Annotated in this window: 11 protein-coding genes and 1 tRNA gene; 7 read left to right on the top strand and 5 right to left on the bottom strand. The window is 65.2% G+C overall.

The genetic code is table 11. The features are described from left to right. The first annotated feature begins 57 nt into the window (after positions 1 to 57). Positions 58 to 131, top strand: a tRNA-Gly gene (locus HDC36_RS09765). 610 nt (positions 132 to 741) lie between these two features. Further along, positions 742 to 1,506: a hypothetical protein gene (locus HDC36_RS09760; protein ID WP_179566671.1), complete on the top strand. Its 765-nt coding sequence runs from the start codon at positions 742 to 744 to the stop codon at positions 1,504 to 1,506. 45 nt (positions 1,507 to 1,551) lie between these two features. Here the strand turns inward: HDC36_RS09760 and HDC36_RS09755 are convergent, their stop codons facing one another. Together HDC36_RS09755 and HDC36_RS09750 are read right to left on the bottom strand one after the other, a co-directional pair. Beyond that, on the bottom strand, positions 1,552 to 1,851 hold the full coding sequence (locus HDC36_RS09755; RefSeq protein ID WP_179566669.1) for a hypothetical protein: 300 nt from the start codon (positions 1,849 to 1,851) through the stop codon (positions 1,552 to 1,554). Between the two features lie 161 nt (positions 1,852 to 2,012). After that, positions 2,013 to 3,182 carry a serine hydrolase domain-containing protein gene (locus tag HDC36_RS09750; protein WP_218848134.1) on the bottom strand — a complete coding sequence of 390 codons (1,170 nt, stop codon included), beginning with the start codon at positions 3,180 to 3,182 and terminating at the stop codon, positions 2,013 to 2,015. Between the two features lie 269 nt (positions 3,183 to 3,451). Here HDC36_RS09750 and HDC36_RS09745 point away from each other — a divergent pair, with 269 nt between their 5' ends. After that, positions 3,452 to 5,539, top strand: coding sequence for a phospholipase C, phosphocholine-specific (locus HDC36_RS09745; RefSeq protein ID WP_179566668.1), 2,088 nt, complete (start codon positions 3,452 to 3,454; stop codon positions 5,537 to 5,539). Between the two features lie 268 nt (positions 5,540 to 5,807). Here the strand turns inward: HDC36_RS09745 and HDC36_RS09740 are convergent, their stop codons facing one another. Next, positions 5,808 to 8,105, bottom strand: coding sequence for a TonB-dependent receptor (locus HDC36_RS09740; RefSeq protein ID WP_179566667.1), 2,298 nt, complete (start codon positions 8,103 to 8,105; stop codon positions 5,808 to 5,810). Between the two features lie 295 nt (positions 8,106 to 8,400). Here HDC36_RS09740 and rimK point away from each other — a divergent pair, with 295 nt between their 5' ends. The 4 genes from rimK (at position 8,401) to HDC36_RS09720 (ending at position 12,043) form a co-directional block, all read left to right on the top strand. Then, on the top strand, positions 8,401 to 9,294 hold the full coding sequence (rimK, locus tag HDC36_RS09735) for a 30S ribosomal protein S6--L-glutamate ligase (protein ID WP_179566666.1): 894 nt from the start codon (positions 8,401 to 8,403) through the stop codon (positions 9,292 to 9,294). 265 nt (positions 9,295 to 9,559) lie between these two features. Beyond that, entirely contained in the window at positions 9,560 to 10,018 is a 459-nt protein-coding gene (locus HDC36_RS23465) for a hypothetical protein (RefSeq protein ID WP_241092927.1), read from the top strand. A 14-nt stretch (positions 10,019 to 10,032) separates the two neighbouring features. Then, positions 10,033 to 10,710, top strand: a complete 678-nt coding sequence (locus HDC36_RS09725) for a response regulator transcription factor (protein ID WP_046978044.1) — start codon at positions 10,033 to 10,035, stop codon at positions 10,708 to 10,710. After that, on the top strand, positions 10,703 to 12,043 hold the full coding sequence (locus HDC36_RS09720; RefSeq protein WP_179566664.1) for a HAMP domain-containing sensor histidine kinase: 1,341 nt from the start codon (positions 10,703 to 10,705) through the stop codon (positions 12,041 to 12,043). Before HDC36_RS09725 ends, HDC36_RS09720 begins: the two co-directional genes overlap by 8 nt. A gap of 128 nt (positions 12,044 to 12,171) precedes the next feature. Here HDC36_RS09720 and coaE read toward each other — a convergent pair whose 3' ends face one another. Together coaE and HDC36_RS09710 are read right to left on the bottom strand one after the other, a co-directional pair. Then, positions 12,172 to 12,792, bottom strand: coding sequence for a dephospho-CoA kinase (gene coaE, locus HDC36_RS09715; protein ID WP_179566662.1), 621 nt, complete (start codon positions 12,790 to 12,792; stop codon positions 12,172 to 12,174). Between the two features lie 13 nt (positions 12,793 to 12,805). Beyond that, positions 12,806 to 13,669, bottom strand: a complete 864-nt coding sequence (locus HDC36_RS09710; protein WP_179566660.1) for an A24 family peptidase — start codon at positions 13,667 to 13,669, stop codon at positions 12,806 to 12,808. Positions 13,670 to 13,673: the final 4 nt, after the last annotated feature.

Here is a 13,673-nt window from a genome sequence, read left to right as displayed (position 1 = left end):
TGGTCGCACCGATTTCTTGCGCAACCGCCGGCCCACCGCATAGACTGCACCGGCGACGCGGGCGTAGCTCAATGGTAGAGCTGTAGCTTCCCAAGCTACTGACGAGGGTTCGATTCCCTTCGCCCGCTCCAGTCTCGCGAATTCCAGTGCCAAGTTGTTGACCGCGCTGGTTATTCCTTCCGGCTGAAGACCGCCTCGAACGACCTCCCAAAGTATCGTTTGAGGTATCGTTTTCGCCAAAACCACTCTTGCTGCATCGGCCATCAGGCCTCTACGTGCACTTCTTGGTTCCTGCTGATTTGCGGGGGCAAGTCGGCTCGCGTTTTCTGGTTCGTCCTCTCCATCTTCGACCCGGCGATGCTGCGCGTCTGGTGTCTGCCTACGGTCAGTCGACCAGCTGGCTCTTCAGCCAAGGCGAGTATCTTGGAACCATCCAGGTTGGCGGGGGATTTCTGCGTCAAGTCTATGACATAACGCTCTATCACGACACACATCCCGGTAGTACTGGATTGGTTTTCTATAGGGCGGACTTAGTCGATTATCCTGTGGGTCGAGAAGTAGATCGTGCCCTGAGGGATATGAAGAACGTCGCTCCTTGGTACGTCTTGCCCACACTCGGAAACTGGTTATCTCCTGAAAAGTAAGAGCGATCTTCATTTGCAAATTTCAAGCGAAAATCTGAAACTAGCCCCGATAGACGAGATTTTCGTCGGCCGGGGTTTTTCAAGTATCCGAGGTGAGATGTCTCTGGCGACAGCAGTTTTTGGATCTGATGGCTATCAAAAGTTCATTGAAAATCAGTCCTTCCCAGAATTCTTTGTTGCTGCCAACGGTCGCGAGAGCGAGCTTGGCGTCCGACTCGCGGAGTGGAATGCCAACTCTCGAGAAGAGGTGAATAAGGCCATTGGGCTCATCTTGGATGATCCTATTCTCGATTTCTTGCGAAAGCGTGATTTGCTCGTCCGGTTCTTTCCTGAACAATTAGGACAGATGCTATCTGCGCATCTGCGGGGCTATCAAGAAAGCGTCGAGCAAGAGGTTGAGAATCTCTGTGTCGTCACACGCGGATCTGCCATCGAGTTGAAAGGAGGAGAATCGATCGTTGCGCGGAAGCAAATATTCAATGAAGTGGCGAGAGACGCCTTTGCGAGAATTGGGCTATCTGTTGCTGGCGAAAAGGATGGGTTGCTTCGGTTCTCTGGTGTAGTATGCGATGGTGCCAAGATATCGGCGCAGATGGAGCCTTCATCCCTCACTAGGGTATACATGACTTATACTTGGCCGACTATTCGATACTGGCCGTTGATGCAGTTTAGCTTCGTCGTCAAGAAGAGAGTTAAGGGCGAGAAGAAGGCGACGTTCATGATGCCGCCCGACGTCCAGTCACTGGCAGCGCTGCGTCTAGGTAAATACGAGGACAGTCACTCGTTAGAGGTTGCTGTGCGCGCTTTGGCGTTGTGGATCGAGCTGGGGTTTTTCGGTGGCCCACCCCAAAAGGATTGTTGAAGTGATCAGAACTATGAACCATTCCGGGCGGCGTAGAGGGGTAATTTAGAGGACGCTGGTGTCTACACTCAAGTCGGCTATCAGGTCATAGATGAGTTCCCGATGGATGTCGGTGGTCTCGATACGCCCCGATTCGCGAAGTCGCTCGTTGGGCCCATCGTTGAGGAAGCGAGATTTCACGTCGGCAGGTATCTGCACGCCGTCATGCGGTGTCAGCACGATCCCGATTTCGATGTCGCTGCTCAGCAACTCGATGCCAGAAAAATGCGTGCAGCGATGTGCTGCCCGCGCAACGACTTCGTCGCTGAACAAGCGCCGTTCAAGCGTGATCTTGAAGCCCTGCATCGCTCCGCGTTTCCCTCGCCGCTCCCCTGCGATAGTGGGACTTTGCGCCGAAGTTGGATGGCTTGCATCCCCTCGAATCAAAAAAAATTCTATGTTTCGTAGGCGAATACGTATTCTTTGAGCCTGCAGCAGAACCAGGCGTATGTGCCCGTTGTCGTCGCTCAGGACTGCGTGGCGATCGCGAACTCGTCGAGCTGGCGCTGCGACATGCTGCTGTTGTTGAGGATCACCACCGTTTCGTGCGTGTCCAGGCGGTGCGCGAGCAGCGAGCGATAGCCGGCGGTGTTGCCGGTTTCCCAGGCGTAGGTGCGGCGCTGGCCGCGCAGCGTCAGTGTCTTCACGCGGCCGCCGAGCGCATATTCTTCCGGCATTTCCACCGTGTTGAGCTGGTGCAGCGACGCTGGCGACAGAAAGCCCTTGTCGTAGACGCGGTGCGCGGCCTGCATCAGGTCCTGTGCATTGCTGAAATACCCGACGGCCGCGGCGATGAAGCCCGGCCTGTCGTAGGTGCGGCGCTCGGGCGGCGACAGCGTCCGGTAGGAGGGAACCGTGGTCGGCGCGGTCGCGATCGCGGGGCCGGTGCCGGTATGGCGCAGCTCCAGCGGGTCCAAAACCAGGGTGCGGATCGCGTCCACGAAGGGCATGCCGGCGACCGCTTCGACGATCGCGTAGACGACGATCCAGTTGGCGAAGATGTAGTCGAACTTCGCGCCCGGCTCGAACGCGAGGTCGGCGCTGGCGAACCGGCGCACGGCCTCGGCGGCCGGTAGCTCGAGCGTCATCAGCGATGGGTCGGCCTTGGCGGCCGGGCCGTACTGCTCGGTCAGGCCGCTGCTGTTGGACAGCAGGCGCCGCAGATTGATACGCGCGCCGGTGTCGGCACGATAGTCCGGCAGCCAGGCGGTGATCGGCCGGTCGAGGTCGAGCTTGCGCTGTTCGACCAGGCGCAGGATCGCCAGGGTGGTGAACCATTTGGAGATCGAGGCGATCCCGTAGAGGTCGTCGATCTTCGCCGGCCGCTGCGCTTCCACGTCCACGATGCCGAAGGGCTGCGCGTAAGCGACCTTGCCATCGCGGGCGAGCAGGACGACGCCCTGGAAGGCGTTCGCCTTCGCCCACGCGTCGATGATGGCTGGCGCGTTCTTCGCGGCCGCCGATGCGGGGCGAGGTAGTGCGGTCAGCAGCAGCGCCGCGCCGGAAGCGGCCAGGAACGATCGCCGCGACATCGGCGCAGTGATGGCGGCATCGATCATGGCATCGTCTCCGGATGATCGGCGCCGGCGAAGCGCGATGCGCCGGACGCGACCGTTGCTGGCGTCCATGGCGTCCATGGCGCCAATCGCGCGGATGCGCGCGGCGCTGTCAGCCAGGCGATGGTGTCAGACACGCTGGCAGTACGGGCACCCACTTCCATTCGGTTCCCCTCGTATGGTCTCGGTCCAGCGCAGGAGGCTGACGATGCGCCGATGGCCAAGAGCATAGCCGGACCATCGTGTCATTGACCTGCGCGCCCGCCGCGGCACGGCCTGTCAAACCCGCTTCATCTGCGGCACCTACGCTGGCCGGTCAGTGAGCGCAAGCTCGTCGCCGGTTTCTGCCCATGGTCGAACACAGTCGTCGCCGTTTCCTCGCCAGTGCATCCCTGGCCCTCGGCGCCGGGGCGGTCATGCCGCTGTTGCCCGGGGCCATCCGCAGCGCGCTGGCAGTGCCGCCGGCGCGGGTCACCGGCACCGTGCAGGACGTGCAGCACGTAGTGATCCTGATGCAGGAGAACCGCTCGTTCGACCACTACTTCGGTTGCCTGCGCGGCGTGCGCGGCTTCGGCGATCCTAGACCGCTGCAGCTACCCAGTGGGCGTCCGGTCTGGTACCAGCCCGAGCCCGGCGCCGGCGATCGTTACGTGCTGCCGTTCCGCCTCAACGGCCAGACCAGCAGCGCGCAGTGGATGCAGGGCCTCAACCACGACTGGAAGGGCTCGCACGAGACCTGGAAGCACCACGACGCCTGGATCGCGCAGAAGACGGCGATGACCATGGGCCACTTCCAGCGCGAGGACGTGCCGTTCTACTACGCGCTGGCCGACGCCTTCACCATCTGCGACGGCTACCACGCCTCGCTGTTCGGCCCGACCAATCCCAACCGCATGTACATGTTCACCGGCACCAGCGGCCTGAGCGTCGGCAACGACGGCGAGCAGGCGGTGAACAACCGCGACGACGGCAACTGGACCGCCGACATGGCGCGCGACAATCCGGCGTTTCCCGGCTACACGTGGACCACCTATTCCGAACGCCTGCAGCAGGCCGGAGTGAGTTGGCAGGTCTACCAGGAATTCGACAACTACGGCGACAACAGCCATCCGTACTTCGCCAATTTCCGCAATCTCGACCGCAGTTCACCCTTGTACCGGCGCGGCCGCGCGATCGTGCCGGGGTCCACCGCCGACAACGCCAAGGCCTCGCGCGGCGAGCACCTGGTCGCGGCGTTCGAACGCGACGTGCGCGGCGGCACCTTGCCGCAGGTGTCGTGGATCGTGGCGCCGTATCTGCTCAGCGAGCACCCCGAGGCCACCCCGGCCTATGGCGAGTCTCTCAGCGCGCGCCTGCTGGAGGTGCTGGCGGCATCGCCGGAGGTCTGGTCCAAAACGGTGTTCCTGATCAACTACGACGAGAACGACGGCTTCTTCGACCACGTGCCGCCGGCGCTGCCGGCGACCGATCCGGGCATGGGCGCCAGCAATGTCGACGTGCGCGGCGAGGATTACCACGGCGTCCCGCTCGGCCTCGGTCCGCGCGTGCCGATGCTGGTGGTGTCGCCATGGAGCCGCGGCGGCTGGGTCGATTCGCAGGTGTTCGACCACACCTCGGTGATCCGGTTCCTGGAGCGCCGCTTCGGCGTCGCCGAACCCAACATCGGTCTGTGGCGCCGCGCGATCGCCGGCGACCTGACTTCGGCGCTGGATTTCGCCGGGCACGACGACGCCCGCGTCGCCTTGCCGGACACCCGCGACTTCATCGCCCGGGTCGACGCGACCGTGGCCTTGCCGGCGCCGCAGCGACCCGCGCAGCAGGCCTTGCCGGCGCAAGAGCCGGGCCAGCGCCCGGCGCGCGCGCTGCCCTACGATTTCGATGTGCGCTTGCAGGCGGGAGCGCAGCAGCCGACGCTGCGCATGCTCAACCGCAGTACCGTCGGCGTCGCGCTGAACGCCTATGCCGACGGCGGCAGCGCCGGCCCGTGGTTCTACACGATCGCGGCGGGCAGCGAATTGCACGATGCGCGCGACTGGCGCGGCGCGGCGACCGATCTCGGCTACGCGTTGCGCGTGCATGGCCCCAATGGGTTCCTGCGCGAGTTTCACGGCGACGGCGTGACCGATGCGGGGCTGCAGGCCGATGCCGACTACGACGCGGCCAGCCAATGCCTGCTGCTGGAACTGCGCAATGCCGGTGCGCAGCCATGCCGGCTGCGGGTCCGCGATGGCTACCGCGGTGGGGCGGAGCAGGCGTTCGAACTGGGGGGCGGCGCACGCCAGACGCTGAGCTTTCCGTTGGCGGCGCAGCACCATTGGTACGATCTGGAGATCGCGAGCACGTCCATGCCGCAGTGGCGGCGGCGCCTGGCCGGGCACATCGAGACCGGCCGTCCGAGCATGAGCGATCCGGCGATCGGCCGCGCTGTCGCCGGGTAGCTGTCGCTCTATTCAATAGGGTGGCGTCCCCACGCCGTGTGTCGCGGCTGAAGCCGCTCCTACAAAAGCGCGCAATGTCGGGCTCTTGTAGGAGCGGCTTCAGCCGCGACCGATGTCGCCGTCAATGCGACCTCCCACAGCACCACGCACTATCGAAAAAGCCGCCAGATGGCGGCTTCATGCGTGCGGTTTTGCACCGGGAAAACGCAAGGCGCCGCCGCTGCTCCCGCAACGGCGGCGCGATCGCCTTCCCTGGCGAGGCGTCAACTCAGAATTTGCCGCTGAAGGTGACGAAGAACTGCCGCGGCGCGCCGGCCATCAGCGTCTGGTTGTAGCCGTTCGGATCGGAGACCACGTAGCCATTGGTGCCGACGGTGGCGAAGTAGCGCTTGTCGAACAGGTTGGTGACGTTGGCGCTCAGGCCAAGGTTCTGGAACATGCCGACCTCGCCGAAGTCGTAGCCCGCGCTCAGGTCGAAGCGCCAGTAGCTCGGCACCGACGAGTCGTTGAGGTAGCTGATGTAGCGGCGGCCGGTGTACTTGCCGTCCAGCGCCGCGTGCCAGCCGGCGTTCTCATAGGCCAGGCTGCTGGAGAACATCCACTCCGGGATGCCGACCACGCGCTTGCCCGAGGTGGCCACCACACCGCCGTTGAGATAGTCGTCCTGGTAGGTGGAGTCGTCGTAGGACAGCGAGTTGAGCCAGCGCAGCTGCGCGATCGGGCGCCACATCACCGCCAGGTCGGCGCCCTGGCTGCGCACCGAGCCGACGTTGTTGAGCGTGGCCGAGCAGGTCTGGATCGCGCTGCACGGCGAGGTCACCAGCAGGCGGTCGTCGAAGGTGGTGTGGTACAGCGCCAGCGATGCCTCGATGCCATCGCCGCGCACGCGATAGCCCAGTTCGTAGGTCTGCGCGGTTTCCGGCTCCAGCGATTTCTTGATCGCGTCGAACGCCGCCTGCGATTCCTGGAACGGGGTGAAGCCGAAGCCGGCCATGTTCTTGTTGTAGGACGCGTAGAGTTCCTGGTGCTCGTCGAGCTTGTAGTTCACGCCCACCTGCGGCAACAGATCCGAATCGGCCTTGATCTCGCCGGCCGCGTAGGAGGTGGTCGGCACCAGCGACTGCGCGGTGGTGTCCACCTGCAGCTTCTTGGCGCCGAAGTTCAGGGTCAGGCGGTCGTCGAGCAGGCGCAGCGTGTCCTGCGCATAGAACATGCGCGTGTCGGTCTCGTAGTGCTGGGCGAAGCCGCGGGCGAACAGGGTGCCGGACTTGTTGAAGTAGTACAGATCGGTGAACGGGCCATCGAGCAGGAAGTAGTTGCGCTCCTGCACGGTCTTGGCGTTCTGGTACCAGCCGCCGATCTCGATCTCGTTACCGGCGACGGTGAAATTCAGCGACGCGGTGACGCCATGCCGGTTGAGACGATAGTCGGTGGTGCGCATCGACAGCGGTACCGTGGCCGAGGACGCCACGTACGGCGTGGTCCATTGGCCTTCGCCGTTGTTGTCGTGGTAGTAGCCGGCCAGGTTCAGCGTGGCGTTGCCGCCCAGGTTGAACGCGCCGCTGAGCGCGGCCAGGTTGTCGTCGCGCAGGCCGGCGCCGGAGTAGTAGGTGGCGTCGGCCTTGCCGTAGTCGGCGGGCAGGGCGTTCAAGGACGCCGGGTAGCTGCCGTTGCCGTTGAGCGCGTTGGCGATCTGCACCGCGCTGTTCCAGTCCGGCATCAGGTAGTCCCAGTCCCAACCCAGCGCTTTCTGCGAGGTCAGCGACAGGTCCATGATGTCGTATTCCTTGCGCTTGGAGCTGTCCAGGAACAGGCTAACGCGGTTGCCGTCGCCCCACTGGTACAGCGCCTTGAGGTTGGCCTGGTTGTACTCGTTGTTGCCGTAGCCTTTCCACTTGTCCACCTCGCCGTGCACGATCGAGGTGTACATCGAGAAGCCGTTGATGTCGCCGATGTCGCCGCGCAGATAGGTGCGGCGGGTGGAATCGGAACCGAAGGTCTGGCTGAAGCGGATGCCCGGCGTGGCGTCCGGATCGTCGGAGTAGTAGCGCACGGTGCCGCCGAGGTTGCTGCTCGAGGCGGTGCCCAGGGCGCCGGCGCCCTGCGACAGTTCCACCGAGCCGACGTTCTCGGAGATGATCGCGCGGGTCACCTGCAGGCCATCGCTGACGCCGTAGCTCATGGTGCCCAGCGGCACGCCGTCCAGGGTGAAGCCGAGGCGGCTCTGGTCGAAACCGTGCAGGCTGATCGCGGTCGACCACTCGTAGGAACCCCACGCATCGGCCGACTGGAACTGCACGCCCGGCAACTTGTCCAGCACCTTCAGCGCGCTGGTGCCGGGCGCGGCGATGCCGATGTCCTCGCGGGTGATGCGCTGCACCTGGCGGGTGGTGCCGGTGGACACCACGGTGATCGCATCGAGCATGGTCGCGTCGCTGCCGCCGGCGGTGGCCGTGGCCTCGGCGTCGGCCGGTGCGGTCTCGGCCAGCGCGGCGAAGGCCGGCAGCGCGGACGCGACGGCGAGCACCAGCGCATGCAGGCGCAAGGATCGGGAGGTGGGGGTCATCGAAATTCACCAATAAAAGGGGGGAGGCGTTGGGGCCTGGCGTGCGATGCGTGACAGCCAACACACGGCCTGTGCGGCCCGCTCGCCACCATGCAACGGTTTTGTGAACGTTTCGGGGCGGTTCCGTGTCGTCTGTGGGACAGCGTGTCTGCAGATGCCGGCCGCCGAGCGGGCATGCCAAGGCCGGTCATGCGCCGCCGCCACGTTCGCGTGCGAACCATCGGGCATGGCGCCGATCCCGCAGCGCCGACGGCGCAACGTATGATGCCGGGCCAGCCACCGCCGTCGCGCCTCGATGAAGCTCGCCATCCTGTCCCGCAACACCAAGCTGTATTCGACGCGGCGCCTGGTCGAGGCCGGCCGCGAGCGCGGGCACACGGTGCGTGTGCTCGACCCGCTGCGTTGTTACATGCGCATCGCGGCCGGGGCCTTCACCATGCATTACAAGGGCAAGCCGATCACCGGCTACGACGCGGTGATCCCGCGCATCGGCAATTCCGTCACCCGCTACGGCACCGCGGTGCTGCGTCAGCTGGAAATGATGGGGGTGCGCACGCCCAACCCGTCCGATGCGATCCTGCGCGCCCGCGACAAGCTGCGCGCGCACCAGTTGCTGGCGGCCAAGGGCATCGACATGCCGATGACCGTGTTCGGCGACAACCCCGACGACACCGGCGATCTGCTGTCGATGCTGGGCCCGCCGCCGCATGTGGTGAAGTTGAACGAAGGCACCCAGGGCACCGGCGTGATCCTCACCGAGAAGACCAGCGCCTCGCGCGGCATGGTCGAGGCGCTGCGCGGCCTGTACGCCAATTTCCTGGTGCAGGAGTTCATCGGCGAGGCCGAGGGGGCCGACCTGCGCTGCTTCGTGGTCGGCAACCAGGTGGTCGCGGCGATGCGCCGGCAGGCGCCGGAAGGGGACTTCCGCTCCAACCTGCATGTCGGCGGCAGCGCGCAGTTGGCGGTGGCCAGCCGCGGCGAGCAGGAGGTGGCGGTGCGCTCGGCCAAAGCCCTCGGCCTGGGCGTGGCCGGGGTCGACCTGATCCGCTCGCGGCGCGGCCCGCTGGTGCTGGAAGTCAACTCCACCCCGGGCCTGGAAGGGATCGAGGCGGTCTGCGGCCTGGATATCGCCGGCAAGGTCATCGAGCACCTCGAAGCCAGTCTGATTCGAAAGAAATCAGTAACTTAGGGCGATGTTCGGCCCTGCGTTCTGGCTTAACACGGGTTTAATTCCCGCCTGCGTATGCTTCGTCGGACCGCAGCTCTGCCCTCCTCAGCAGGAACGGTAATCGGGATATATCTTTCGGCCCAAGCGGCCTTGCCGCTTGGGTCTTTTTCTTTGTGCGCGGCGCTGCCGTCGGTGCAGCGCTCGGCCTGGGTCGTGCGCAGCTTGCAGCCCCGTTCGCCGGACGGCTACATTGTGATTCACACCACCAATCGCGTAGGGGACAGGGATGAAGAAGGTGATCGGTTTGATGCTGGGGATGGCGCTCGCGTGCAGCGCGGCGGCGGCACCGAAAGGTGAGGCGCCCATGAACGTGAAGAAATCGTTCGCACAGCAACTCAGTACAATTCGCCAGCAGTTGGACGATGGCAAGACCTACTCCGAACTCAGTGCAGAAAATCGCAGCAAGGTGGAAGCCGCGCTGTCGCGCATGGCGACGGTGCTGAATGCACACCCTGACGTCGATACGCTGCGCGAGGAAGACAAGGTCGTGCTGTTCAACGATCAGGAAACGGTCAACTCGCTGCTGTCCAAGGCGTCGTCGGACAGCCGGCTGATCTGCAGGCGCGAAGCGGTCATCGGATCGCTGCGCACCACGACGCAATGCAAGACCGTGGCGGAACGCCGCCGCGACAACGAGGATGCGCAGGAATTGATGCGGCGCAATCCAACTGGCAAGTACGACTGACGGGGTAAATGTTGGTGCGAATTCTAGTGATCGAAGACAACAGCGATATCGCTGCCAACCTGGGCGACTACCTCGAAGACCGCGGGCACACGGTGGATTTCGCCGCCGATGGTGTCACCGGCCTGCATCTGGCGGTGGTGCACGAATTCGATGCCATCGTGCTCGACCTCAACCTGCCGGGCATGGACGGCATCGAAGTGTGCCGCAAGCTGCGCAACGAAGCGCGCAAGCAGACCCCGGTGCTGATGCTCACCGCGCGCGATTCGCTGGACAACAAGCTGGCAGGCTTCGATTCCGGCGCCGACGACTACCTGATCAAGCCGTTCGCGCTGCAGGAAGTGGAAGTGCGGCTCAACGCGCTGTCGCGCCGCGGCAAGGGCGTGCACACCCGCGTGCTGGAGACCGGCGACCTGGAATACAACCTGGATACGCTGGAAGTGCGGCGCCAGGGCAAGCTGCTGCAGCTCAACCCGACCGCGCTGAAGATCCTGCAGGCGCTGATGGAGGCCTCGCCCGCGGTGGTGACCCGGCAGGAACTGGAGACCCGCGTGTGGGGCGAGGAACTGCCGGATTCGGACTCGTTGCGCGTGCACATCCACGGCCTGCGCGCGGTGGTCGACAAGCCGTTCGAGGTGCCGATGATCCAGACCCGCCATGGCATCGGCTACCGCATCGCCGCGCCCGATGCCTGAAGCTGGAGAGTTGCCGCGGGCGGTGCGGCGGCGCGGACGCTACCGCCGCCGCCTGCGCAGCCGCATCATCCTGTCCTTCGTGCTGTTGGGCTTCGGCCTGACCGCACTGTTCGCGTTCGCCACCAATTGGGCGCGCGCGCGGGTGGAGAACCAGCTCGTCGAAGACGTGATGAATCGCAACATCGACGCGTTCGCCAAGCGGTTCTATTCCGATCCTTCCAAGAATCCGGACCTGCCGGTGCAGCAGATGTTCGGCCGGGTGGTCAAGAGCGATCGCTTCGAGACGCTCCGGCGCGAGCAGCCCGAGTGGTACAAGCTGTCCGATGGCATCCACAACATTTCCGGGCTCGACGAAAGCGGCAAGCCTTTCTCGTACAAGCTTGCGGTACGCAAGACGCCCAGCGAGTGGTTCTTCCTCGCCTACGACATGACCCAGACCATCCAGGGCGAGGTGCAGCTCAATCGCACCCTGATCCTGTCGGTGCTGGTGTTCAGCGCACTGTCGCTGGTGATCGGCTGGTGGTCGGCGTCGCGAGTGATGCGCCCGGTGTCCGATCTGGCCGCGCGGCTGCGCGCCTACCGCGGCAGCAGCGATCCCAAGCCGCTGGCGCCGCATTTCCCCGACGACGAAGTCGGCCAGCTGGCCGAAGCGCTGGACGACTATTCCGCCCGGCTCACCGAAGTGGTGCAGCGCGACCGCGAGTTCAACGCCGACGTCAGCCACGAGCTGCGCACGCCGCTGGCGGTGATCCGCGGCGCCACCGAACTGCTGCTGACCCGTCCCAATCTCGACGAGAAGGTGTTGCAGCGCCTGCAGCGCATCCAGCGCGCCGAACAGCAATGCAGCGACCTGATCGGTTCGCTGCTGCTGCTGTCGCGCAACGAGCGCGGGCAGGGCAACAGCAACGTGGCCAAGGTCGCCGAGCAACTGATCGAATCGCACCGCGCGCAGCTGGGCGGCAAGCCGCTGCAACTGTTGCTGGAGGGCGAGCGCAATCTGACCATCGACGCGCCGGAGTCGGCGCTGTCGGTGGCGCTGGGCAACCTGATCGGCAACGCGGTCAAGTACACCCAGGAAGGCCAGGTGGTGGTGCGGGTGCTGAGCGATGCGGTGCAGGTGATCGACTCCGGCCCCGGACTCAGTGCGGAGGACGCCGCCAAGCTGTTCCAGCGCGGCTACCGCGGCACCCATGCCGGCCACTCGCAGGGCGGCGGCATCGGCCTGTCGATCGTCAGCCGCCTGTGCGATCTGTACGGCTGGCAGGTCAACGTGCGCCCGGGCACGTCCAAGGGCGTGGTGGCCACGCTGTGGTTCAGGCCGGCGGCGGTTTGAGTTAGTGCCCGGCGAGATTGCCGAACGCCTTCGCATATCGCAGTTGTAGGGGCGGCTTCAGCCGCGACAGAGATTCCAGGGAGCGCGTGTCGCGGCTGAAGCCGCTCCTGCAAAAGCGCGCGGCACGCCTAGCCGATCTTCGCCGCCGCCAACGCGCGATAGCGCCGATCCAGCGCATCCACCGCGTCCTGCAGCCGTTCGGCGTCGCCATCGTTCACCACCACATCGTCGGCGATCGCCAGCCGCGCCGCGCGCGTGGCCTGCGCCGCGATCATCCGCTGCGCCAGCTCGGCGGTAATGCCGTCGCGCTGCATCAGGCGCGCATGCTGCGTTGCCTCGGGCGCGTCGACCACCAGGATCCGGTCCAGCCAGGGATATGCGGTGCGCGCGCCGACTTCGGTCAACAACGGAATCGCCGCCACGGCATAGGGGCTGGCGGCCTCGCGGCACGCCTGCTGCATCAGCGTACGAATCGCCGGGTGCGTGATCGCCTCCAGGTCGCGGCGCGCCACCGGATCTTCGAAGATGCGCTGGCGCAGCGCGGCGCGATCGAGGCTGCCATCCTCGCGCAGGATCTGCGCACCGAAACGGGCCACGATCTGCGCCAGCGCCGGATGCCCGGGCGCGACCACTGCGCGGGCGGCCACGTCGGCATCGGCCACGACGATGCCCTTGGCCTCGAAGCGGCGGCTCAGCTCGCTCTTGCCGGAGGCCACGCCGCCGGTGAGGCCGACGATGAAATCGCTCACCGCGCAGCTCCGCTCAGCGCAGCCCGGACCAGCGCATGTAGGTATCGATGATTTCCGTGCCCCAGAAGAACGTGATCCAGCCGGCGATGGCCAGATAGGGGCCGAACGGAATGGGCGTGGCCCGGTCGCGGCCCTTGGCCGCCAGCCAGATCGAGCCGAGTACCGCGCCGACCAGCGAGGAGATCAGGATCGTCGGCAGGATGCCCTTCAGCCCGCACCAGGCGCCGATGGCCGCCAGCAGCTTGAAGTCGCCATGGCCCATGCCTTCCTTGCCGGTGATCTGCTTGAACAGCCACCACACCGACCACAGCGACACATAGCCGACCGCCGCGCCGAGCAGCGCCGGCTTGGCCGGCATGTACAGATTGTCCATGCTGCCGACCAGGCCCAGCCACATCAGCGGCAAGGTCAGCTGGTCCGGCAGCAAGCGGGTGCGCAGGTCGATCCCCGACATCGCGACCAGGAAGCAACTGAACACGATCGCGCCGAACCCCTGCCAACCGAAGCCGAAGCGCCAGACGCTGGCGACCACCAGCAGGCTGGTCAGCATCTCCACCAGCGGGTACTGGATCGAGATCGGCGCATGGCAATGCCGGCACTTGCCGCGCAGGGCCAGCCAGCTGAACAGCGGAATGTTCTCGTACCAGGACAGCTTGTGCTTGCAGTGCGGGCAGTGCGAGGGTTCGACCACGATCCCGGGCGGCGGCGGATCGTAGATGTCCGGCAGCTCCAGGATCTCGCGCGAATCGCGCTTCCACTGCCATTCCATGCGTTTGGGCAGGCGCAGGATCACCACGTTGAGGAAACTGCCTACCAGCAAGCCCAGCCCGGCCGCGGCGGGGTAGCCGAGGCCGGGGTGTTGATCGAGAAATGCCATGCGC

Source organism: Xanthomonas sp. JAI131, assembly GCF_013410075.1.
In the GTDB taxonomy this organism is placed as follows: domain Bacteria; phylum Pseudomonadota; class Gammaproteobacteria; order Xanthomonadales; family Xanthomonadaceae; genus Xanthomonas_A; species Xanthomonas_A bonasiae.
This window is presented reverse-complemented; position numbering and strand designations above follow the sequence as displayed.